15 protein-coding genes are annotated in these 23,481 nt (G+C 42.9%); 10 read left to right on the top strand and 5 right to left on the bottom strand.

Annotated features, from left to right (window positions below):
* The first annotated feature begins 6 nt into the window (after nt 1-6).
* The 6 genes from NFU46_RS14950 to NFU46_RS14925 all read left to right on the top strand — a co-directional run bounded on the left by NFU46_RS14950 (nt 7) and on the right by NFU46_RS14925 (nt 7,840).
* Nucleotides 7-1,659, top strand: a complete 1,653-nt coding sequence (locus tag NFU46_RS14950) for a ribulokinase (protein WP_054562996.1) — start codon at nt 7-9, stop codon at nt 1,657-1,659.
* Nucleotides 1,656-2,351 carry an L-ribulose-5-phosphate 4-epimerase gene (locus tag NFU46_RS14945; protein WP_063528078.1) on the top strand — a complete coding sequence of 232 codons (696 nt, stop codon included), beginning with the start codon at nt 1,656-1,658 and terminating at the stop codon, nt 2,349-2,351. The genes NFU46_RS14950 and NFU46_RS14945 overlap by 4 nt, the downstream gene beginning before the upstream one ends.
* Nucleotides 2,352-2,374: 23 nt before the next feature.
* A complete protein-coding gene (gene araA / locus NFU46_RS14940; protein ID WP_055198523.1) occupies nt 2,375-3,874 on the top strand; it encodes an L-arabinose isomerase in 1,500 nt (499 codons plus the stop codon).
* A 136-nt stretch (nt 3,875-4,010) separates the two neighbouring features.
* Nucleotides 4,011-4,595: an HAD family phosphatase gene (locus NFU46_RS14935; protein ID WP_130167336.1), complete on the top strand. Its 585-nt coding sequence runs from the start codon at nt 4,011-4,013 to the stop codon at nt 4,593-4,595.
* A gap of 215 nt (nt 4,596-4,810) precedes the next feature.
* Nucleotides 4,811-5,878 (top strand): aldose epimerase family protein, encoded by a 1,068-nt coding sequence (locus NFU46_RS14930; RefSeq protein ID WP_251602840.1) that lies wholly within the window; start codon nt 4,811-4,813, stop codon nt 5,876-5,878.
* Between the two features lie 12 nt (nt 5,879-5,890).
* Entirely contained in the window at nt 5,891-7,840 is a 1,950-nt protein-coding gene (locus NFU46_RS14925) for an RICIN domain-containing protein (RefSeq protein WP_251602838.1), read from the top strand.
* 291 nt (nt 7,841-8,131) lie between these two features.
* Here NFU46_RS14925 and NFU46_RS14920 read toward each other — a convergent pair whose 3' ends face one another.
* Nucleotides 8,132-8,527, bottom strand: coding sequence for a DUF4019 domain-containing protein (locus tag NFU46_RS14920; RefSeq protein ID WP_251602836.1), 396 nt, complete (start codon nt 8,525-8,527; stop codon nt 8,132-8,134).
* A gap of 173 nt (nt 8,528-8,700) precedes the next feature.
* Complete coding sequence (locus NFU46_RS14915) at nt 8,701-9,135, bottom strand: DUF4019 domain-containing protein (protein ID WP_251602834.1); 435 nt, start codon at nt 9,133-9,135, stop codon at nt 8,701-8,703.
* 518 nt (nt 9,136-9,653) lie between these two features.
* On the opposite strand from NFU46_RS14915, the gene NFU46_RS14910 reads away from it, so the two are divergent.
* Nucleotides 9,654-10,604, top strand: a complete 951-nt coding sequence (locus NFU46_RS14910) for a diguanylate cyclase (RefSeq protein ID WP_251602831.1) — start codon at nt 9,654-9,656, stop codon at nt 10,602-10,604.
* Nucleotides 10,605-10,636: 32 nt separating this feature from the next.
* Here NFU46_RS14910 and NFU46_RS14905 read toward each other — a convergent pair whose 3' ends face one another.
* The 3 genes from NFU46_RS14905 to NFU46_RS14895 form a co-directional block, all read right to left on the bottom strand.
* Entirely contained in the window at nt 10,637-11,134 is a 498-nt protein-coding gene (locus tag NFU46_RS14905) for a hypothetical protein (RefSeq protein ID WP_251602829.1), read from the bottom strand.
* A gap of 52 nt (nt 11,135-11,186) precedes the next feature.
* The gene (locus tag NFU46_RS14900; protein ID WP_251602827.1) at nt 11,187-14,606 is read right to left on the bottom strand and encodes a LamG-like jellyroll fold domain-containing protein; all 3,420 of its coding nucleotides are present in this window, start codon (nt 14,604-14,606) and stop codon (nt 11,187-11,189) included.
* A gap of 354 nt (nt 14,607-14,960) precedes the next feature.
* Nucleotides 14,961-15,923 (bottom strand): glycoside hydrolase family 43 protein, encoded by a 963-nt coding sequence (locus NFU46_RS14895; protein WP_054562986.1) that lies wholly within the window; start codon nt 15,921-15,923, stop codon nt 14,961-14,963.
* A gap of 598 nt (nt 15,924-16,521) precedes the next feature.
* Between NFU46_RS14895 and NFU46_RS14890 the strand changes: the two genes are divergently transcribed.
* From NFU46_RS14890 to NFU46_RS14880, 3 genes are all read left to right on the top strand, one after another.
* Nucleotides 16,522-19,338 (top strand): TonB-dependent receptor, encoded by a 2,817-nt coding sequence (locus NFU46_RS14890; protein WP_251602825.1) that lies wholly within the window; start codon nt 16,522-16,524, stop codon nt 19,336-19,338.
* 273 nt (nt 19,339-19,611) lie between these two features.
* Entirely contained in the window at nt 19,612-20,949 is a 1,338-nt protein-coding gene (locus NFU46_RS14885) for an MFS transporter (protein ID WP_054562984.1), read from the top strand.
* A 77-nt stretch (nt 20,950-21,026) separates the two neighbouring features.
* A complete protein-coding gene (locus NFU46_RS14880) occupies nt 21,027-23,471 on the top strand; it encodes a glycoside hydrolase family 127 protein (RefSeq protein WP_251602823.1) in 2,445 nt (814 codons plus the stop codon).
* Nucleotides 23,472-23,481: the final 10 nt, after the last annotated feature.

Genomic DNA, 23,481 nt, shown 5'->3' with positions numbered 1-23,481 from the left:
GTAATTATGTCTCGTTATACGTTGGGATTAGACTACGGGTCGGACTCGGTAAGAGCATTACTCGTTGATGTTGCGACTGGTGAAGAACTTGCCAGCCATTTAGTAAACTACCCGCGCTGGGCACAAGGTTTATATTGTGACCCAAGTAAAGATCAGTTTCGTCAGCATCCACAAGACTATATTGATAGCCTTGTAGAAGTAGTAAATGGTCTTTGGTCACAAGTTCCAGCAGGTACTGCAGACAAAGTAGTGGGTATGAGCTTTGATACGACAGGCTCAACACCTGTAGCAATTAATAGCCAAGGTACACCACTGGCATTAACTGAAGAATTTGCAGAAAACCCAAATGCAATGTTCATTTTGTGGAAAGACCATACGTCTATTAAAGAAGCAAATGAAATCACTGAAGCTGCAACTAACAATGATGTGAACTACCTTTCACACATGGGCGGTATCTACTCTTCTGAGTGGTACTGGGCCAAAGCATTACATATTTTCCGCGTTGATAGCAGTGTTAAAGCAGCCACTTATTCATGGGTTGAGCACTGCGATTGGATGACCGCGCTAATGTGCGGCACAACACACCCTGAAGCATTAAAGCTAGGTCGTTGTGCAACGGGCCACAAACAAATGTGGAACGAGCAGTGGGGCGGTTTCCCACCAAACAGTTTCTTCAGCAATATCGATCCACTATTAGATGGTGTTGTTGATACGTTAAATGCAACGACAGAGCCAAGCGACCAAGTTGCTGGCAACTTAACTGCTGAGTGGGCCGAGAAGCTAGGTTTACCACAAGGTATCGTAATTGGTTACGGTGCATTTGACTGTCACATGGGCGCAGTAGCAGCCAATGTTCGCCCTGGTGTTTTAACTAAAGTAATGGGTACTTCAACGTGTGACATCACAGTAACGTCTAAAGAACAACTAGGTGATACTTGCGTTAAAGGTATTTGTGGTCAAGTTGATGGCTCAGTAATCCCTGGGTTAATTGGCTTAGAAGCCGGTCAATCTGCATTCGGTGACTTATACGCATGGTTCAAAAACCTAGTACTTTGGCCAACTCGCCAACTTACAAATCTATCTGACGCTGAACAAGCGTTAGTTAACAAGCTAGAAGATTCAATCTTAGTTGATCTATCAAAAGCAGCGGCAGCACTGCCTGTAACAAGCAACGATGTAACTGCGCTTGATTGGGTAAATGGTCGTCGTACGCCAGATGCTGACCAAAGCGTTGCCATGGCATTAACAGGCTTAAAGATGGGCACTGATGCACCTAAGTTCTTCAAAGCACTTGTTGAAGCAACTGCGTTTGGCGCACGTGCTATCACTGAACGTTTCCGTAGCGAAGGCGTACCAATCGAGTCAGTGGTTGTTATCGGCGGTATTTCTAAAAAATCAGACTACGTAATGCAAACTTGTGCTGATGTTTGGAATTGCCCAATCGACGTTTTAGAAAGTGAGCAAAGCTGTGCATTGGGTGCGGCAATTATGGCTGCGGTTGCTGCGGGTGAGCACGCAACAGTGGCAGATGCTCAAAAAGTTATGGCGTCGTCTGTATGTCATCAGTATTTACCAAACCCTGAGCGCGTTGCTGTGTATGACGAGCTTTATGCCAACTACCAAGCACTTGCAAGCTATGTAAACGGAGACAAAGCATGAGTTTTACTGAACTAAAACGTGAAGTCTATGAAGCGAACATGGAGCTGCAACGTCGTGGCTTAGTAATTTATACCTTTGGTAACGTATCGCAAATTGACCGTGACAAAGGCGTGATTGCGATTAAACCAAGTGGTGTATCGTACGACCAAATGAAAGCCGACGACATGGTGATCGTAGACCTTGAAAACAACATTGTTGAAGGTTCTATGCGTCCGTCTTCTGACACAAAAACACATGTTCATTTATATCGCCACTTTGATTCAATTGGCGGTGTAACACACACGCATTCGACCTATGCAACTGCATGGGCGCAAGCAAAACAAAGCATTCCTTGCCTTGGCACAACTCACGCTGACTATGTACACGGTGACATCACCTGTACTCGTGAGTTAACCGATGAGCAAGTGAATGGCGATTATGAATTAGAAACCGGTATTCAAATTACTGATGCGTATCAAGACCGCGATCCGAAAGCTGCACCTATGGTGATTGTTGCGGGTCATGCGCCTTTCACGTGGGGTAAAGATGCCGCTCAGTCTGTATACCATGCCGCGCTACTCGAAGAGATTGCACGCATGGCGTATTTAACACGCACTTTAGATCCACACGCAGCTGAACTTAAAAAAGCAGTGATGGATAAACATTATCTACGTAAGCACGGTAAAAACGCGTATTACGGTCAGAGCAAATAGCAAGAATTTAGAGGATTATTAACATGACGACGATGACGAAAGAAGTCTGGTTTGTTACCGGCTCACAACATCTTTATGGTCCTAAGGTGTTAGAAACGGTTGCCAAAGACAGCGAAGCAATTGTAGCGGGCTTAAACAGCGAAGCTAATCTACCAGTAAACTTGGTATGTAAGCCTACCGTTAAGTCACCTGAAGAAATTCACGCTGTTTGCCAAGCGGCAAATACGGATCCTAACTGTGTTGGTTTAGTTTTATGGATGCACACTTTCTCACCTGCGAAAATGTGGATTGCTGGCCTAAGCGAATTACGTAAGCCTTGGTTACACCTTCATACTCAGTTCAATGCAGCCCTTCCTTGGTCTGATATCAACATGAACTACATGAATACGCACCAAAGTGCACACGGTGACCGTGAGTTTGGTTTCATCGGTACTGTAATGCGTAAAGAGCGTAAAGTTGTTGCAGGTCACTGGCAACGTGCTGACGTACAACAGCAGTTAGATGACTGGTGTCGTGCGGCAAAAGGTTGGGCAGAAAGCCAAACACTTAAAGTTGCGCGTTTTGGCGACAACATGCGTCAAGTTGCAGTTACTGAAGGTAACAAAGTTTCAGCGCAAATTACTTTTGGTTATGAAGTACACGCGTTTGGTGTCGCTGAGCTTGTAAAAGTGGTTGATACTATCACTGAAGAAGAAGTTGATGCACAGTTAGAGCTTTATAAGCAAGACTACGTAATTGCTGACGAAACTCTACAAGACGATTACGCAGTGAAAATGCTACGCAACGAAGCACGTTTAGAGCTTGGTATGGAGCGTTTCTTAGAGAAAGGCGGCTTTAAAGCATTCACAAACTGTTTTGAAGACTTATCAGGTCTTTCTGGTCTTCCAGGTCTTGCTACACAGCGCCTAATGTCGAAAGGCTATGGTTACGGTGGTGAGGGTGACTGGAAAACAGCTGCTATGGTTCGCATCATGAAAGTAATGGGTGAAGGCCGTGACGGCGGTTGTTCATTCATGGAAGATTACACTTACAACATGGGTGAGACTGACCAAGTACTTGGCGCGCACATGTTAGAAGTGTGTCCTTCAATTGCAGCACAAAAACCACGTCTTGAAGTTCACCAGCACACTATCGGTGTGAAATGTGATGTAGGTCGTTTATTGTTTACTGCAAAACCGGGTGCTGCAATCAACGTATCACCAATTGATATGGGTAACCGTTTCCGTATTCTAATCAACGAAGTAGATACAGTGGCTCCTCCAGCTGATTTACCTCACTTACCTGTTGCTTCAGCGCTTTGGGAACCAAAACCAAATCTATCTGTAGCATCAGCTGCATGGATCCACGCCGGTGGTGCACACCACACTGCATACAGCCAAGCAGTAACAACCGATATGATTATCGATTTTGCTGAAATGGCTGGCGTTGAAACTATGATCATCGATAACGATACGACGATCCGTGGTTTCAAAACAGAGCTTCGTCATAACGCAGCTTACTACATGCTAAAACGTGGCCTGTAAGAATTAGTACTTTATGTACTAGAACGTGCTGTGTGTGAGCACGTTCACCCCAAATTTTGTTGTCGATTAAGCCAGTGATGAGCCTCGCTCTTCGCTGGCTTATGCTATTGTGAAGCGAAACATTTTAGGAGTAGATATGATCGATTTAAGCGCCTACCAAGGCATTATTTTTGATATGGATGGCACCTTAATTGACTCAATGGGCAGTCACTTACAGGCATGGCAAAAAGCTTGCGAAGCCTATGGCTATCCATTCGATTACGACTACATGTACAGCTTAGGTGGCATTCCGACTGTTAAAACAATTGAAATGCTTAACGAAAAATTTGGTTTAGAACACGACCCTCTGGTTGTGGCAAAAGATAAACACCAGTTTTGGGTTGATTTACAGCACCAACCGCTAGTAATTGACGAAACCGTCGCAGTACTTGAAAAGTACCATGGTGTATTGCCTATGGGCGTTGGCACAGGCGCTGACCGCGAACATGCAATTGATCATCTAACTGATACCAATTTAATAAATAAAATTGGTGCGTTAGTGACTGCAAGTGATGTAAGTAAAGGTAAGCCAAACCCAGAAACATTCTTAAAAGTAGCAGAGCAGTTAGGTGTTGAGCCAAGCCAATGCGTGGTGTTTGAAGACACGCAAATTGGTTATCAAGCTGCCAAAAGTGCGGGAATGGATTGCATTATGGTGAAAGACGGAAAAATTCAACTTTAGCGATTAAAGTTGCAATGACACCCTTATTTGTATTATAAAACTATAAATACAATTACAAAAAGGTTATTCATATGTCATTGCAATGTGTTTTCCAAGGTTTAAAAACAACTCATCAAACAGCCAGTTCGAACACGAAAAAGTCGCGCGGGCTTTATGCATTGTTGGTGACATGTGGGATTGCCCTTACACCAGCTTGTGCTCATCAAGGAGACAATATGACTACTTCCCCTACAGCATCAATGACGGCCTATGGCGTACTGGCTGATCAAACGCCGGTTAATCAAGTAACGCTGACTAACAGCAATGGTATTAGCGTTGATGTAATCAACTACGGCGGCATTATCACGCGTATTGAAACACCAGATGCAAAAGGCGAAATGGGTAATATTGTACTGGGTTTAGATAACCTAGAAGCATACACAAAAGCGACAACTTACTATGGTGCAATCATCGGTCGTTTTGGTAACCGTATCGCAAACGGTAAATTCACGCTAAATGGCACTGAATACCAATTAGCAACCAACGATGGTGACAACCACTTACATGGTGGTGTGCAAGGTTTCGATAAAAAAGTGTGGAACATGACACCGTTCACGACGCAAAACAGTGCTGGTGTTACCTTAAGCTTAGTGAGCCCTGATGGTGACCAAGGTTACCCGGGTGAAGTAACCACAGAAGTAACTTACACGCTAACGAACAACAACACGTTAGATATGCAGTTTATTGCTACAACAAGCAAGCCTACCATTATCAATATGACGCAACACAGCTACTTTAACCTAGCGGGTAAAGGCGACATTCTTGATCACCAAATGCAAATTAACTCAAAAGCAATTACCCCTGTGGATGGTGGTTTGATCCCAACGGGTGAGTTGATGGATGTTGCAGGCACACCGTTTGACTTCCGTACTGCTAAAGCAATCGGCCAAGACATCAAAGCTAGCAACGAACAACTGAAACTTGGTAAAGGTTATGACCATAACTTTGTGCTTAAAGACACGCCAAGCAATGAACTTATTGAAGCTGCTACGGTTTACGAAGCAAACTCTGGCCGTACGTTAACAGTTTACACAGAAGAGCCTGCAGTACAGTTTTATTCAGGTAACTTCTTAGACGGTAGTACTCAGCAAGCGTCTGGCTTAGTGCATAATTTCAGAAGTGGTTTTTGTTTAGAGCCACAGCATTTCCCTGATGCACCAAATCAGCCAACGTTCCCAAGCACAACATTATTACCGGGTGACGTGTATTCAACACGCATCGTGTACGAATTTGGTACAAAATAAAGGAACACAATCGTGAAAACAACAAAGCTTAAAAGCGCAATGCAAAAGGCTGGTTTAGCCAGCGTATTTGCATTGTCGTTTGGTGCACTGACTGGTTGTCAGACTACAGCTGAAGACAACACAGCTAAGAAAGCTGACGTGGCAGCCACAGAAAAAGCGCCAATCCAAGATAATGGTATTTTTACCAACCCACTTTTTCCTAATGGCGCCGATCCATGGCTTGAGTACTGGGATGGTAACTATTACCTAACCACAACAACATGGACATCTGAGTTAGTGATGCGTAAATCACCAACACTAGCTGGCCTTGCTGATGCAACACCAGTCAATGTTTGGTCTGATTCAAATCCTGAGCGCTGTTGTAACTTTTGGGCGTTTGAGTTCCACCGCCTAAAAGGACCAAACGGCTACCGTTGGTACATGATGTACACAGCCGGTACTGATGGCACTTTAGATAACCAACACTTAAATGTATTAGAAAGTGCTGGTGACGACCCAATGGGCCCATACGAATACAAGGGCGCATTAATGCCTAACGTATGGAACATCGACGGTAACTACTTAACATACAAAGACAAGCTATATGTGATCTACTCACAATGGCAAGGCGATCAGCAATTAAACATTATTGCTGAAATGGAAGATCCGTGGACACTGAAAGAGAACTCACCGCATACGGTGATCACGCGTCCTGAGCTAGATTGGGAAATCAGTGGTCGTAAAGTAACTGAAGGTGCTGAAATTTTACAGCACAATGGTCGTACGTTTATGACGTACTCAGCAAGCTTCTGTAATACTCCTGATTACAAACTAGGTATGCTTGAGCTTGTTGGTGACGACCCACTTAAAGCGAGTAGCTGGAAAAAATACGACAAGCCAGTATTTGAGCGTACAGAAGAAGTGTTTGGCCCAGGCCACAACGGCTTTTTCACATCGCCAGACGGTACAGAAGACTGGTTAGTTTATCACGGTAATGATTCGGTAGAGCACGGTTGTAGTGCGACTCGTTCATTACGTGCGCAAAAATTTACTTGGAACGACGATGGCACGCCAAGCTTTGGTAAACCATTAACACCAGGCGTTGAAGTAGCTCCGCCATCAGGTGAATACGGTCCACTGGTAACGCGAGTACAAGGTCAGCGCTATCAATTAGTGAATGCAACAAGTGGCTTATGTTTAGACATCGCAGCTGATCCACAAGATGCACGTGCTGTGCAACGTCAGTGTGCAAGCACCAATGGTCAATGGGTTATTGATGCAACAACAGATGGTTTTGTTCGTTTAGCTAACCGTGAAGACAGCAAGTTCTTAGAGCTTGAAAGCTGTAATGACGCAGATAACGCTAAGGTACAATCTGCAGCATGGCGTAATAACTTCTGCCAGCAATGGAAAGTAGCACCAAGCACAGATGGTAATGTCTCTATTACTAACCGTTACACAGGCAAGCCATTAGCGGTTGCTGGTTGTTCTGCCGCACAAAACCAAGCGGTTTTACAGCAAAGCGACGCAACAGCGTGTGGCGACTGGCAATTACGCCCTATGGGCAGTGTTGTCGTATTAAGCCAACAAAGTGGTAAAGCACTTAGCGTGGCGGATACAGTTAAAGCAGGTACCAATGTTGAGCAACAAGCTTACACGCATAAAGATGCACAGCAATGGTTCTTCACACCAACAGATACTGGCTATGTAAGTCTTAAACAAAGCGCTGACAGCGAGTTCTGTGCTGCGGTAGCTGATAACGCCTTAGTACCAGGTGCCAACGTAGAAATGGCCTCTTGTGCAGCGAAAACAGCACAGTGGCGCATTGCTCCAGTAGAAGGTGGTGGTGTTATGCTTATCAACCGCTACACAAAACAAGCGCTTGGTTTAAGTAACTGTGGTTTAGCTGAAAACACTAACTTCGCACAACAACCTGATTTAGGGAATAAGTGCCAAGTGTTCCATCTGCGTGAACCAAATTAAGTTATAAGTAAAAAATCGACTCAACCAAAGCCACTTCATTTATGAGTGGCTTTTTTTATAGCTGATGGCTCAAGTTAGCGAGAGTAAAGTTCCAAGCTGAGCGGTGCGGTTGTTTTGAGCGAAGCGAAACCCAACATAATCCATCTACACCTTTTCATGCCCTACATTGCATATAAAACCCCACGTAGGGGGTACTTTAGTGCCGAATTTTGTCCATCACATAATCTTCACGGCTAAAGCCTTTCTACAATGCAATCCTAGAACCTAGAGCCTAAAACCTAAATATAACCCCTAATTAATAAAATAACCGATAGGTTGCCACTGGCCACTACTTTTGCTGAAGCTAATTGTTTCAATGGCCTGCTCTTTATTCATAAATTGGCTTTGAAACTGAATGATCACGTATTCACCATCAGGTGTTCCGGGTAAAGAGTCATAATTCATCAGGCTTAAATTCTTACGTAAAATCACCTTGCCAAGTGGTACTCGAACTTGTTTTAACGCTTTGCTCCAGTGGCTTTGCGGCATTTTTTGTTTAAATAATGAGTCTGCTTGCTGCCAACTTTGCTGATACTGACCGTTGTCGATTAACGTAAGCCAGCTTTTAGCGCGATGAATAACTTCGAGCTCTTCAGCATTTGCACAAAAGCAGCTTAAAAAAATGATCAGTAAGAGCGTTTTTCTCATAGCAATTCCATTTACTTGTTGTTTATTGAATTCGTCTTGAAGTGTTTTTATGTTACGGCGACGAACAATAAATACTATTCATCAATTGTGCGGTTTATTTTCCCGCAGATAAGCATTTTGACTGCCGATAAGTTTTACAGCACATAGCTCAATGCGCTTTGTGCTGCTCTAAATTAATCGATAAGATAACCTAATGGGTGCCAGCCATCGGCGGCTTTGCTAAGGCTGAGCGTTTCAACTACAGCCTCTTTATTCATAAACTCGGTTTGAAACTTGACCACTAAATACTCACCATTTGGCAGGCCGGGTAATGAGTTATATTCTGCTGTGCCAAAATAGGTGCGAGACATAACTCGGCCTAAAGGAACACGTATTTGATTTAATGCCGTTTGCCAGCGAGCTTTGGGCGTGGTGTTTTGAAAAACCTGATCTGCTTGCTGCCAGCTCTCGTGGTACTCTCCTGAATCGACCAAGGTTAACCATGCTCTCGCTGTTGAAATAGGGCTTGTTTCTTCAGCTGAGGTGAAAAAGCACACCAATAATGATGCCAGTAAAAACAGTTTTTGTAGCGTAAATCCATTTACAGAAAGTAATAAAATTTGACGCATAAGACGCCCTCACTTCGTTCATAGGGTGAATTCATAATACGAATGAGTTGGTTAATTTCTATACTGAAAAATTACTAGGGAAGGCTTTTTAGTGGGATTTAAGTGTTGTCTTTTATTTGAGCGATCTTTGCAACTGAGTTCTTAAAGTGGCGATGTAGATTAGATTATTAAGTTTATATTGTTGATTTATTGAGCAAATTAACTCGTTCTAACAGCTGCTAAATGTAACGACAATGACCCTAAATAACTCTTATTTTTACTACTCAGGAAGTTTCGTATTTGCGTGCTCGATATTTCAGAGCCCGCATAGTTACTGGGTTTTTGACCCTTTTTTGGGTTTTGAGAGAGGAGTTAGCGAGGGGAAAGTTAGAAAGGGGAAAGTTGGCTATAGCCGGGAAGGCACAGTCCAAACCTAAAAGCCATTAGTCACAGATTGGAAGCCCTGCTATTTGTCGTCACTTGAAAATCCCGATAATGCAAACTACCCTCAACGGTGAACCAATAGGGGTAAACTTTATATGGATAGCTCGCTTAATTTATTACGAAAAAAAGCTGAAAAGGATCTGAATCAAGCAACACTTGAAAGTAATGTTGTTTTGGTTGAAGACAGTGATCTTGATTTTACTGTTATTAACAAAGTGCTATCACCTAAGTACAACCTCAGGCGCTTCTCAACTGCCGAGGAATTGTTAGAGCTATTAGCTGATTTAAAAGTCTCACTTTTTTTACTAGATTACCGATTGCCTGGTATGGATGGGATTGAACTTTGTCAGACCATTCGCAGTGTTCCTGCGTTTGAGCATACACCCATAATCATGTTAACTGGCGAAGCCTATGCAAGCTTTGAATATAAATTTTGGGACGCAGGATGCAATGACTTTATTGCTAAACCTTACAGTGCAGTAACACTGCAAAAGCGTGTAGAAAAAGAACTAAAATACAGTGCTTTGCTTGAGCAACACAAAGAAGCCTCAATGATTGACTCACTCACTAAAGTTTTTAATCGACGCTATTTAGAGGTGGTGATGAATCAACTAAGTGCAAGACATGAATCACCCGAAGTCTCTGTGTTATTACTGGATATTGATTATTTTAAAAAATATAACGACCGTTATGGCCATTTGGCAGGTGATGCAGCGCTTGTATCAGTTACTAACACTGTCAAAAGGGCATTAGCACGCGACACTGATTTTATTTCACGTTGGGGTGGTGAGGAGTTTGCCATAGTTCTTCCGCACACTAACTATGATGGCTGTCAGTTGGTGGCAAAACGAATAATAGACCTATTGCACGAAGAGCATATACCCCATGAAGACTCACCGAGTGGTTACTTAACTATTTCAATAGGTGGGGTGACTGTTCCGGAATCTCCAAGAGATTGGAAGACACTTTTCTTAAAGGCTGACGAAAACCTGTATGAAGCTAAAGAGAATGGGCGTAATCAATACTGTTTAAAGCCTAAAGCCTAAAGCCTAAAGCCTAAAGCCTAAAGCCTAAAGTTTTATACCAAGACACTCATCAGTACACCGGGATCGCTAATACCTGCTTCTTTTAGCGCGTCGCTAATTGATTGGCTAAGAGACATTATTTGCGTTTGAATTTCCATAACCATCTTGGTCTGTGTTTCAACTTGCACTTTTACAGCTTCGTCTTCTTGGTTTTTGAACGCTTGTAGTTTGGCTAATTGCTCTTCGGCAAGTTCGAGTTGTTCTTTGAGCTTTTCTAGTTGTTCAACCATTTTGCGAATATGTGCGGGGAGTTCGCTAGTTACTTCTTCTTTTTGAGCAGGCTCTACTTCACGACCAGAGAGTTTGTTCATCTCTTGACTGCTTAGTTTGTAGCCTACTTTTGAGTTGGTATTACTAACTGCTGTATCTGCGTTTGAGATAGTTAACGCACTTGCTAATGAGTTAATAGCCATAATGAGAGCGATGAAAGTGAATGATATGTATGTATCGGCAAGGGGTACTAAAGCTTTAGAAAAAAGCCGGGTTTTCACCCGGCCTTTCCAGACAACAAATAGTTGAGGTGAGGCAGCTCACCTCACTTTGTTACTCTTGTGCAGCAGCTGCATCAAAGAGTGCTTTTATTTCTTCAGCGCTAATCGCACCGTTGAAAATTTTCAGTTCATCGATAGCACCGTTATAAGGTGTATCCCAGTAGTTAACACCGAGTGCAAACTCATTTGTTTCACCAGGAACCGTGAATACACGCGGGAAGCCATCGGTTTCTAGCTGTAATTCACCGTTAACATACATCTTCAGCACATCACCGTTCGTACCATCAACAGTGAATGCAACATGTGTCCATTCTTTTGCTGGAATACGGCTATCTAGTTCTGCATTATCGAAGAAGGCACCGTTATTTGCCCATAAACGAGTTAGGCCTGTACCTGCCATAGATGGCACATAACTTAACCAAGAGCCTGCACTTGCACCTGCGAAGAACGCTGTAGTGTAATCAGTGAAGGTTTCAGGTTTTAACCACATAGATACTGAGTAATCATTGGTCGTGATTAAGTTATCCGGTAGACGAACACCTGAACCTTCAAGGAATACTGCTTGACCCATGATACCGTCAACAAAAGTTACGTTACCACCAGTGTTGTTGATGAAGCCACCCGTTGGTTTACCCGCTGCATACGCACCGTTTAATGCGCTTAGGTCACCTTCGAAGCTGTATTCAGCAGGTGCAAGTGATTTTAAGGTTACATCGAATGACTTAGTATCAGTAAAGTCTTTGTACTTAATAGTTGCAGTTAATGTCACTACTTGGTCGCCAGCAGAGGCGCTAGGTTGAGTAACAACAGCTGTGCCATTAACTGGTTTTAAGTACTCTTCGTTGTTTGACGTCCAGCTAATACCAGATACAAATGGACCTACACGCGGTAACTCAAAGCTTTCACGTACTGCCGATACATCACCTAAATCAAGCGCATCAGTAATGAAGCTCTCAAATTCAGTCGGATCTGTCAGGTTATTGATAGCCGCACCATTAATATCTAGGCCGTTTAGCGCGTAGTCATAAACGATGAATTCATCAATTTGACCTTGGAAAGGTAAGTCCCAACCGTAGTTCACACCAAGGGCAAAGTTACCTGTTTGTTCGCTAAAGAAGTCAGGGCGAGGCATCGAACCTGCACGTACACCATCACGATAAAGTGTTGCAGTGCCATTAGCATAAGTGATTGCAATATGATTCCAATCCATTACCGCTGGAGAGTCAGAAATGATTTGGTTCCACATATCAGTGCCATCATCAGCTAAATAACGGCTCCATAGCATTGGTGTTGACGTAAAGTGTGTACTACCTGGGATCAAGCTCATCCAACGTGCATCAGACGTTGATGCGAAGAATGTAGGCGTAAAGTTAGTTAGTACTGTTGGCTTAAACCAATACGAAATAGTGTACTCATCGCCTGTTACTAACTCATCAGGTAAACGTACACCCGTTGCACCGTCAAAGTTAAATGCTTTACCTGTTTGGCCTTCTGCGTATGCAGCTGTACCAGCACCCACATTTAACATGTTGTTATCTGTTACACCCGCATCATCTAGGTTACCTAAACCATCACTGAGTGAATCTTCAAATGCATAGTGTGCAATCGCATTTTTAAACTCTGGGCGCGCTTCTAGATTTACATTAAATGTCTTGGTTGTGCTCTCGCCGTTTAAAGAGATATTAGCCGTTAAAGTAACCGCTTTATCACCGCGATCTGGCGTTGGAATGAATACTGAGCCTTCACTGGTGATGTAGTATTCATCACTGCTTTCCCAGTTAATTGCAGCACCATCTTTACCTTTGGTTGGTAATGAGTAGCCTTCGTCAGCGATTGATAATTCAGTTTTGATATCAAGTGCTTCTTGAACAGTGCCAAGCACGTTAGCCGTGTCTGTGATTTCATCACGTTTACTTGCCCAAATGGTAGCGCCTTCGCTTGATGTAGCTGATACAGTTACAGCCATTGCTTTAGTTGCATCATCCCATTGCCATTTAGCCACGCCAAAGTAAGTACCAGAATCTAACTCAAGTTTAATATTTGAGTCATCAATCATGTACCAGATACCTGGATCATCACCGGTTACTGAGTGATCTTCGTTTAAAGCAATATGCATTGAGCGAATAGCATCTGTATTTACATCATTGCCATGGTTGATAAATTTGTAATAACCATAAAGTTCATCTGCCACAACCATGTTGTCGCCTTCAAGCGGTACATAGCGCTGCGGTGAAGCCATAGGCCAACCTAATGAGTTTATAAACATTTCATGTACGCGAACTTGGTGCGCTTCTGAAATGGTTGGGAACTCAGTAGACGTTTGTGGGAAACGTGTATGCGTTACTAAGATATGACGACCTGTCGCTTCATCGTAGTAAGCAGAGTTATGACCTGGTGATTGGTAGCCCCATGCTGGTGCAGTTTCGCCAAGTTCTTGCGTGTACTCAAAGCCGCCCATTAGTTTTTCGCCGACCTCTAGGCCGCCGATAGCTGCAATGTCATTACCTGCATTATCTAGATAAGGGCCATCCGGTGTTTTTGAGCGAGCAACACGAATGTTGTAGCCACCATTAAGATCAAAACCAGCAACAGAGAAGAATAGGTAGTAGTATTCACTTTCTGGGCTGTACATTACAAATGCACCTTCCATTGCACGGAAGTCGCCGCCTACTAGCTTTTTACCATAGCCTTGACCTGCTTCTGGCATACCTGTTTCTTCGTCCATTGCTAGCACGAAAATACCGCCAGAGTATGAACCGTAAACCATCCAAAGTTTGCCATCAGCATCATAGAAGGCTGCAGGGTCAATGGCGTTAGGATCAACGGCACCATTCCATGTTGTTTGGCCATTATCAAGTGGGTAAGCTGCAAATTCAGCTTCTGAGCGATAACCGCTGCGTAAGAAAATACCTTTGTTTGTATAAGGACCTTCGATATTGTCAGCTTCAGCTAAACCAAGATAAGAGCGGTTCCAGCATACTTCATCAACAACATCTGGTGTATCTGGGTTATCTTGTGCACAGTGGTTATAGTAGAACCAAAATTTACCATTTGGCGCTTTGATTACATCGGCAGCCCAGTTTCCTGTAAAACCGTCTGTCCATTCAATACCTTCGGCAATTTCACCTGTGTAGTTGTAATCAAATAATGGGCTTTCATTAACGGCTGCGTTAGCTGAAAGGCTAGAAATCATTTCCCAGTTCAAGAGATCAGTTGATTTAGCGGCAGCAAGGTGTGAACCAAAAATATAATAAGTGTCGTCAACTTTAACGACAGAAGGATCGTGCACGCTTACATTGGTAACCATTACGCTACCTGATTCAGTGTATTCAACACTGCTGCTTACTGTCGGTTTCGCACTTTGCGGGTCGGCAACCGCTGGTGCTGTATCAAGCTTAGTACCATCTTCTTTGCCACAACCTGTAACAGCCAAAGAGCAGGCTATGACCATGGCTAATTTATTTAATTTCATTTTATGTGTCCTCTTGAAACTGGGATTCATTTTTTTATTCGATTGTTGTCAATAAAAATGCCGCGCGCCTATATCAAACTAATAAGAACGTAGTATTGTAATTTTATAGTACGATTTAAAATGTGCAAATACTTTTGCAAAGGTAATTGATATGTAAACACGAAGTGTCAGTGTTTACAATATGTACAGCGTGATTTTAATTTTTTCAAGTTTCCAGTTTTGGCGTTTTTTTCGCTGTTTTTGCTCTATTAGGGAAGTTTTTTGCTGATCTGCAAGTGGGGATTTTCCGGTAAATTTGTTTATTTGTATTACATTTGAGCACTAAAAAGGGCTCTTAAAGAGCCCTTTTTAATATTACTTGTCTTGTTTACTTAGACCTTCAGTGGTCATGATAATACGTTTAAGTGTGCCATCTTCGTTGTAATAAAGCGGCTCAATCGCCACTGAACGGCGAAAACGCCCGCCACTTGGTTTGCCATCAATTGGTGGTACGGCACCAGTATGGTAAATAAAGTAGTCTTTACCTTTGTATTCGATAATTGATTGGTGGTTGGTTTCGCTGTTACCTGCGATCTCATTCAAGATACCTTTATATTCCCACGGGCCATGAATGCTTTTGCTCATGGCATAACAGATCTTCTCAGGGAACTCACATGCGTACGATACATAGTAGTTGTCGTTTTTCTTATGAACCCATAACGCTTCGGTAAAGTTCGGTAAGTCTAGCGTTTTAATTTCACCATCAAGAGACAGCAAGTCGTCGCTTAGCTTTACGTATTTTGGCATTAAGTTACCAAAGAACATGTAAGTATCGCCGTTTTCTTCTGTATAAATAGCAGGGTCGATGTCGTCCCAATCATTTGGCGTATGCTTGGTCATGTCATCGGTAACCAGTGCGTGACCAATTGCATCTTTGAATGGACCCGTTGGTGACTTAGAAGTTGCAACACCAATTGCAAAACCTGGTTTTGTGTCGTTGTGACGAACGGTTGTAAAGAAGTAGAAAGTGCCATCACGCTCAATCATGTGTGAAGCCCATGCTTCACCTTTAGCCCATTTAAAGTCTGTTGCTTTCATGATTGGGCCGTGTTTTTTCCAGTTCACCATATCTGTTGATGAAAAGGCTAACCAGTCATGCATTTCAAAAAACACGTCATTATTAGGTGCTTCATCATGGCCTGTATAAAGGTATACGGTGTCATTGTGAACAAGTGCAGCGGGGTCTGCAGTAAATACATCGGTAAATAATGGGTTTTGTGCAACAGCTAAGCTGCTCGAAAAAAGTAATGGTAGCGCTAACGCTTTCAATTTCTTCATGAGTGTCCTTAGTAACTAATAATTGTTGTTTGAACTGCAGCTTTTTCGACCCAGAGCTCTCTCTAAGTGACCAGATAATACACAGTGTACGCCTGATTATACTGAGTAACTGATTGTTTACATCGAAACAAACCAGTAAAAGTGCAGCAAAAAATAACTCTATATTGTATTATTGTATTTTAATCATAGTAGCATCAAAATACGCTGGGTAAATAACTTGTTAGCCCTTTTTTGTTGCTCTGGATGAGTGAAAGACAAATTAAATAAGCAAACGAACAATCGCTAAGTGGCTGATAATAATGGGTCTTAATAAATTCCCAAAACAAAAACGCAGCATGCTTTGAGTTTGTAACATGCTATAATTGCAACGTTTTTTGTAAACATAATGGCAGTTATTTTAATTTGGCTTTTTGAGTTGACTGTTAAATAATCATACAATATGATTAAAGTTCAGGCAGCAATGTATTAACATAAAAATATAGACACACTCGCGCACCGTTTTGACAACACACGATGCACAATGCAGTGGTCACTCTTCGGTAACTGAATGGGGAAAGTTCAGCGGACCGATATAACTATAATTTGGAGAACACCGCTTATGTTTAAAAGAACACACATAGCCAGTGCTGTAGTTATGGCATTTACCTGTCAATTTGCTTTTGCACAGGAGGAAGCACCAAACACTCCTGAGAATAACGTCGATGAGATGGAAGTTATTCAAGTATCAGGTATTCGCGGCAGTTTAAACAAAGCGTTAGATGAAAAACGTGCAAGCGTTCAAATCGTGGATGCAATTGTTGCTGAAGATATTGGTAAATTCCCTGATAATAACGTAGTTGAAGCATTACAACGTGTAACGGGTGTACAAACAACTGGCCGTGGTGCTGGTGAAGTAAGCGCAGTTTCAATCCGTGGTCTTACTGATGTTAATACCACAGTTAATGGTCGCGCTATCTTTACAGGTGCGGGTCGTGATGTGGCGCTGCAAGACATTCCTGCAAGTTTACTTTCAGGCGTAACAGTTTATAAAACCCGTTCGGCGGACCAAATCGAACGCGGTATCGCAGGTGCGATTGATATTAAAACTCACCGCCCTTTCAACTTCGAAGGTGAAAAAGTTGTTTTAGCAGCACGTGCGATTTACTCAGATCAACCAGATGAAGTTGATCCAAATATCAGTGCATTACTCTCTAACCGCTGGGAAATCGACGGCGCAGGTGAGTTTGGTGCATTAGTTAATCTTTCATACGCTGAAACACATTACCGCGATGACACCATCACAGCGGGTGCTGCATTCCCATTCTTTACTGATAAGCCACAATACAACTACTCACCGTATTCACGTGTTCCAAATGAATTCTGGACTCAAGGTACTGAGTTAGGTCTACCTACTGCGGCTGGTTCTACTTTAGACGTAAATGGCGAGCCAACAGAATACCTACTTGCACGTGATGCTATTTTTGGTACTTCATATACTGGTCTTCGTAAGCGCCCGGCTGCGTCTGTTTCTTTACAGTGGGCACCAGATGAAACCCTAGAAATCACAGCTGAAGGTTTCTACACAGGTTACGAAAACGAATCGCAAAACGCGATGTGGTTCTCAAATACGTTTGAAAATGGTAACGGCTTTATTGAAACACCAACTGTGTTTGATGGCACTAATGTAATTAAAGAAAAGCAAGCGATTGGCGCTGGCGGTTTCCAAAGTGGTGACTTTTCATATGGTAAAACAGATAGCTACTTATATGCGCTAGGTGCAGAGTGGCTAGCAAGCGATTACCTAACTATCAACACTGAAGTTGTTTACCAAGACAGTGAGTACGAAACAGATTTCTTCGCAATGCGTTTTGATCGTGTATCAACAGGACTTGATGTAGATTTCAACGACAAAGACGGTGTACCAGGCATCGCGTTTTGGGATGATCCAAACACAGCGGTAAACGAAGCTGATATGGCTGCTATCGAAAACTGGAATGCTGGCACTATTTATGACAATGGCGGCGGTAACGCGGGTGATGCATTAACTTTCACATTTGATGCTGAATACCTAATTGGTGGTACTTATTTTGATAAAGTGAAATTCGGTGGCCGTTACGAAAAACGAACTGCGCAAGAGTACACTCGTGGTCAAGATACTGGCATTGCAAACACATCTGTAGCTAGCTTAATTGAGCAATTAGCTGCAGCTGGGGCATCTGGTGATGGTTCTGGTATTGTGTTCCAAGTTGATGATTATTTCGATGGCCGTGCTGACGTCTTCGACAGCTTTGTAACTGCTGACGGTGGTTACATGCTAGATAACGGTGATGCTGTTCGTAGCGTATACGGCCTTGAAGCTGAAGACGTATACAAAACATTTGATATCGAAGAAAACTCATACGCGCTGTATGCAACAACTAACTTCTTCTTAACGGAAGATATTAGCGGTGAGTTTGGTTTACGTTATGTAAGCTACGAGCAAGACATGGACTTTGTTGCTGAGTCTGGCGGCATGAACTCAAATGTATTTGAAGAAAGCTCAGCAAGTGCAGATAGCAGCGCATTACTACCAAGCTTAGTACTTAACTGGAACATCACTGATGATGTAGTGGGTCGTGTTGCGTACACAGAAACATTACGTATGCCTAACTTTGCTGACTTGAACGCGCTGCAATACTGGTACGATCCATTAACAGAAGGTGCTACATACGGTACAGGTAATGGTGGTAACCCAGAGCTTAAACCAACAGAGTCAAAGAACTACGACGTATCACTTGAATGGTACTTCGCAGATACAAGCTCACTTTACGCGGCTTACTTTTACCGTGAAATCGAAGGCTTAGTTGTTGCAGGTCGTAAGCAAGTTGTGCGCGAAGGCGATGATGGCGTAACACGTCCATACGTATTGAGTGCACCAGTGAATGCTTCAAACGGTGAACTGTCTGGTTTAGAAGTTGGTTTAGTTTACTTCCCAGAAAACTTACCTGAGTACTTAAACGGCTTTGGTGTGCAAGCAAGCTACACGATGCTTGATTCAGAACAAGATACACCAGAATTCAATGAGCTAGGTGAAATTTCTGGTTATGTAGATTCGCAAATGACAGGTGTTTCTGATGAATCTTACAGCATCGTAGGTATCTACGAGCGTGACTCATTCGATATGCGCTTATCTTATGTGTGGCGTTCTGAGTTCTACACAGGTAATGAAGCGGCAATCTTTGCTAACCCGATTCAGTTTTGGAATCGTCCTGAGCAAAGCTTAGACTTCCAATTTAGCTACAATGTGAATGATGACTTTGTTGTAACCTTTGATGCAACGAACATCCTAGATGACGTATATCAGAGCTACTACGGTGAAGGTAACGACAACCTATTTAACTTTGGTAACGGTATCTACTCACGTACATTCGCACTAGGCGCACGTTATTCTTTCTAAATTTCTTTTATAGACCTAAAAACCCCCGGCTTTGCTGGGGTTTTTTATTGGTTTTTATAAACCAAACCATCGGTCGAAAAGAGTTGCGATTTAATAAGTATGATAATACTATTAATTAGATTAGCATTAAATTTACAAAAATAACGAACGCAATGGCCAAGCTGTGTAATATCTAGGGCTATAAATTTATTTGATACGCAATGTTGAAAGCTTTTTAGCATTGCTTGAAATAGTGAGCGGCGGCTCATTATTGACCAATTAGGGTGTTGTTGTATGGAATCTCAAAAGTTATCCGTTGTAGAAAAGGTCGGCTTTGGCGCCGGCGACATGGCAGTAAATGTCATGGTTGCAGCGTTATTCTATTTTATGTCTTTCTTTTACACCGATATCTACGGACTTGATCCGGTTGATATGGGTGTGTTGTTCTTAGTGGCGCGTTTTGTTGATGCCTTTACCGATCCATTAATGGGGGTGATCACCGACAAAGTGAAAACCCGTTGGGGTCAGTTCCGTCACTGGTTCTTATTTTTATCTGTGCCATATGGTTTGTCGGTCGTACTGTTATTTACCACGCCTGATTTCGACTACAACATGAAGTTAGCGTGGGCTTATGCCACTTATTTGTTTGCGACCTTGATGTTTACCGGTGTTGCTATTCCTTATATCTCTTACATTGGTGTATTAACTGCCGATCCTAAAGAGCGTTTGTCGGCCAATGGCTACCGTATGTTCTTCGCTAAGATTGCTAATGTAGTGATCGTATTTTCAGTGCCGCTACTAGCCTCATATTGGGGAGATGGCAGCTTGTCGTATGGTTATAAACTGGCAATGGCATTGGTATCGGCATGTGCCGTAGCACTATTTTTGTTTTGCTTCTTTACTACTCGCGAACGTATTACCCATGAGCCACAAACCGAAGGTGTACTTACGCAATTAAAAGTACTTATTAAAAACGACCAATGGTTACTACTGTGTGCAGCATGTGTGCTTGGTACGCTTGGTTATGCGATTCGTGGCAGTGTTGCTATGTATTACGCAACCTATTACTTAGGTGTACCAGATTTAGCAGGTGCCTTTACCAGTGCAGGTATTGCAGCATCTATTGTCTCAATGGTGGCAAGTACTTGGATCACCCAGCGCTACTGTAAAATGAAGCTATTCCGTCAATCACAAATTGCCGTGCTATTTATTTCATTGCTAATGTACTTTGTAGTGCAGCCTGGCGATGTAATGACGGCGTTTGTGCTTTATATCATCTTGTCATTTGTGGTTGATTTACATGCGCCAGTGTTCTGGTCTGCCATTGCTGAAGCCGTAGATTACGGTGAAATTAAAGACGGCGTTCGTGCATCGGGTCTATCGTTTGGTGGTATTTCATTCTGCCAAAAAGCCGGGGGTGGTTTAGCGGGCTTAGCGGGTGGTTTATTACTGGCATTTTTTGAGTACAAGCCTAACGTTGAGCAAACCGAATTTACACTAATGGGCCTAGCGCTGATGCTAACTATCATTCCGGGTGTTTTCCACGCCTTACTAGGTCTGATTCTGAAAAAATACAAAATTACCGATGAGTACTATACGGATATGGTTATTCATAAGCGCCTACCAAAATAACCACTCTTTAAAAGCACACACTAAATAAGTGTGTGCGCTTTGCTCTTTAAAATAACAATTCGCTGGGAGACAACAGTATGAACACATTCAAGGTTAGCTATTTAGCAAGCGTTTGCGCTGCAATATTAACTGTGACCGGTTGCAGTGAGCAGCCAACAGACAGTAAACAAACTGCTGCTGTGGAGCATGCTGAACATACCAGCGAACAACATTTATTTGCCCTAAACCAAGTAAGTTTAAGCGCCAGCCCGTTTTTACATGCACAGCAAACGAATGTGCGTTATTTATTAGCACTTCATCCTGATCAGTTACTTGCTCCTTACCTGCGTGAAGCCGGCCTTGAGCCAAAAGCGCCTAACTATGGCAACTGGGAAAGCACTGGTCTTGATGGCCATATTGGCGGTCATTATCTTTCAGCCTTAAGCCTTGCGTGGGCAGCCACAGGTGACGAAGAATTAAAGCAGCGTTTAGATTATATGCTAAGCGAGTTGGATCGCGCTCAACAAGCCACTGGTGGTTACTTAGGCGGTATCCCAAATGGCGATGAAATGTGGCAGCAGATTGAAAAGGGTGAAATCAAAGCTGATTTATTCAGCTTAAATGACCGCTGGGTACCGCTTTATAACATCGATAAAATTTTCCATGGTTTGCGTGATGCATACGACGTAGCAGGCAGTGATAAAGCCAAACAAATGCTATTTAAGTTAGGCGAATGGTTCTTAGCGACCACAGCTAAGCTAACTGATGAACAAATTCAACAAATGCTGTATTCAGAGCATGGTGGCTTAAATGATGTGTTTGCTGATATGTACTTTATCAGTGATGATGAGCGCTACTTAAAGCTAGCGCGCCAGTTCTCTCATAACATCATTATTGAACCCTTATTACACAAAGAAGATAAGTTAACTGGCCTGCATGCCAATACGCAAATTCCAAAAATTATTGGTATGTTGAAGGTCGCAAATGCCAGCGATGATAAAGCATGGCAGCAAGGTGCTGACTTTTTCTGGAAAACAGTCAGCCAAGAGCGCTCAGTATCAATTGGCGGTAACTCAGTACGTGAGCACTTTCATGATAAAAGTGACTTCACACCAATGGTTGAAGATGTTGAAGGTCCAGAAACCTGCAACACTTACAACATGATGAAACTGAGTAAGTTATTGTTCTTAAAAACCGGCGATACGCGCTATTTAGACTATTATGAGCGCGCCACATATAACCATATTTTATCGTCACAACACCCAGAGCATGGCGGTCTTGTTTACTTTACCTCAATGCGCCCTGGGCATTACCGCATGTATTCGTCAGTGCAAGATTCAATGTGGTGCTGCGTAGGCTCAGGTATTGAGAATCACAGCAAATATGGTGAGCTGATTTATAGCAATACCGGTAAAGAGCTATGGGTGAACTTGTTTATTCCAAGCACGTTAAATTGGCAACAGCAGGGTTTGCAGATCACGCAAGACAGCCAATTTCCAGATGATAACAAGGTTTCACTGACCGTGAATCGTTTGTCTGAGGGGCAAAGTGCTGAGTCGGTAATTCATATTCGTAAACCGTCTTGGCAGCAAGGTGAGCTGAGCTTTACTTTAAATGGAAAAGCTGTAAGCGCAACCGAAAAAGACGGTTATTACAGTATCAGCCATGCATGGCAAAGCGGTGATAAGCTTGCCTTTGAGCTTAGTCCTAAGCTTTATACTGAGCAGCTACCTGATGGCCAGCATTATTACTCTGTGATGTATGGGCCTGTTGTAATGGCTACCAAAGTACAAGCATTTGCAAATGAGCAGCTTAACTTTGTTGCCGATAATAGCCGCATGGGCCATATCGCCGCGGGGCCGACTTGTCCGCCAGAGGCTCTACCAATCATGCTGAGTGAGCCAGAAAAATTTATTGCCGATCTTACTCGTAAACCGGGCCAAGAGCTCGCATTTATCGCCGATAAAAATGTGGCGATTGCCAAGCAAGGTATCGATAACACTAAGAGCACAGAGCTAATTCCGTTCTTCCGCTTACACGATAGTCGCTATCAAGTGTATTGGCCGCAGCAAAGTGAAGCTGAGTTCACACAATTTGTTGCCGATGCAAAAGCGGCTGAGCAAGCGAAAGAGCAGCTTCGTTTATTAACCGTTGATCAAATTACACCGGGTGAGCAACAACCTGAAGTCGAACACGACTTTAAAGGTGAAGGAACTCGTGCGGGTGTTAATAATGGTCATCATTGGCGCGATGCGACAGGTTGGTTTGAGTATCAGCTTAGCAACCCAGAACAAAAAGCGGTTGCTTTGCGTGTTCGCTATTTTATTGGCGATGTAGATCGTCATTTCTCAATTAATTTAAATGGTGAGCAATTAGCTGCGGTTAGTTTGCCTGTAGGCAAGCCGACTGATGAGTTCTACACCATTGATTACCCATTAACAGAGGCAATGAAAAAGTCGAAAACGCTTACCTTACGTTTTGCTGCCGACAAAGACTCTGTTGCCGGTGGTATCTATGGTATTCGTTTAATCAACGCACAATAAAGAGTTGGCT

The organism is Pseudoalteromonas sp. NCCP-2140 (genome assembly GCF_023708065.1).
Classification (GTDB): Bacteria; Pseudomonadota; Gammaproteobacteria; order Enterobacterales; family Alteromonadaceae; genus Pseudoalteromonas.
The sequence above is the reverse complement of the archived record's forward strand: the minus strand, read 5'-3'. Positions and strand labels throughout refer to the sequence as shown.